General features: G+C 32.7%; 2 protein-coding genes. Both read right to left on the reverse strand.

Going from position 1 to position 1445, the window contains the following annotated elements; genetic code table 11:
• Window positions 1-31: 31 nt before the first annotated feature.
• Window positions 32-973, reverse strand: a complete 942-nt coding sequence (locus F5ESL0259_RS08910; RefSeq protein WP_122038233.1) for an IS3 family transposase — start codon at window positions 971-973, stop codon at window positions 32-34.
• Window positions 910-1445, reverse strand: a 536-nt coding sequence (locus F5ESL0259_RS08915; protein WP_233558057.1) for a helix-turn-helix domain-containing protein, incomplete at its 5' end; no start/stop codon positions are given. The genes F5ESL0259_RS08915 and F5ESL0259_RS08910, both read right to left, overlap by 64 nt.

Here is a 1445-nt window from a genome sequence, read left to right on the forward strand (position 1 = left end):
TGAAGCTAACCCCTAAAACTGGACGTTAGTTTTATATCATTTTACTTAAGGCTTGATTCCGATATTGAATCGGAGTTAAGCCTTTTAGTTTGTGCCGAATTCTATCTTCATTGTAATAACTTATCCATTCTTTCATCGCCTTAACCAATTGTTTCTTAGTATCAAAGTGATGTGTAAAATAATTCATTTCAACTTTCATAATGTGAAAGAAACTTTCCATAGCTGCATTATCATGACATGTAGCTCTTCGTGACATGCTTTGAAATACTTTATGTTTTCGTAAAGCATGTCGATATGGATTAGATTGATATTGAATTCCTTGATCACTATGGATTGTCATTCGATAATTTAATAGCTTTGGTCTTGCAGTAAACACTCCCTCTAATCCTTCTAGAACATATCTTGTTAATGGACGATCGGTGATCGTATAACTAATAATTTCTCCGCTGAATAAGTCCTTAAATGGCGATAAATATACACGATCACGGATAGTCATGTTCCCATATCTAAATTCACTAATATCAGTTACGACCTTTTGATATGGTCTATCAGTCTTAAACTTTTGATGGAACCGATTCTTAGCTTTCTTATTTTGTGGACCCTTTGAAGAATCATATTTACCGGCTCTCAGATTATATTTATTAGCTCCTAAATTGTTCTCACGCATTAAGCGTTGAACACGTTTATGATTAACCATTAGGTGATAAGTCATCCTCAGAGTATCAGTTACAGGCCAGTATCCATAACTGGCATGATGCTTCTTTATCATTTTGATAATTGAAACAAGTGCTTTATCACTGATCAGCTTCTTTTTTGGATGAGGATGGTACTCGAATGTACTTTTAGACAAACTTGTGTAGGGTAATATTTCTTTTAATTTAAAGCCAAATTCTTGCCTTAGTTCATTAACTATAGATCTTTCTTCGTCCGATGTCCGCGTTTCTGAACTAAGGCATCTAGTTTTTTTAGATATTCATTTTCTACATGTAATGCACGATTCTCTAAACGTAGACGTTCAAGTTCAGTTAACTCTTGAAAAGTATATTTATGCTTCTTTGCTTTAATTTTCTTTTTATGCATTAAAGGTCGTCCTTGCTTAATAAATAAAGCATCAACACCGCCTTCATTTAATTTTCTTTGCCAATTCGCAATAGTGGAATGTTGTTTAATATTAAAATGATTGGCAGTAATTTGATAGCTGGCACTATGTTCTTTTCTCCAGTTTAAGACTTCTAATTTAAATTGACCACTATATCTTGTCTTAGAAAAGCTTTTTTCCAGGCCTCTGTTACCATACTGTTGATAATTATTGATCCAACCATCAATAGATCTATGTGATGTGATATGTAATTTCTCTTGAATTTCTTTTGTACTAAATCCTCTTTGATACAAATCTACTGCTTCTAATTTTGTTTTTAGTAAATATTTAGACATAAGAAAACCCC

Origin of the sequence: Lactobacillus sp. ESL0259, from assembly GCF_003693045.1 — a bacterium.
Taxonomy (GTDB): Bacteria; Bacillota; Bacilli; order Lactobacillales; family Lactobacillaceae; genus Lactobacillus; species Lactobacillus melliventris.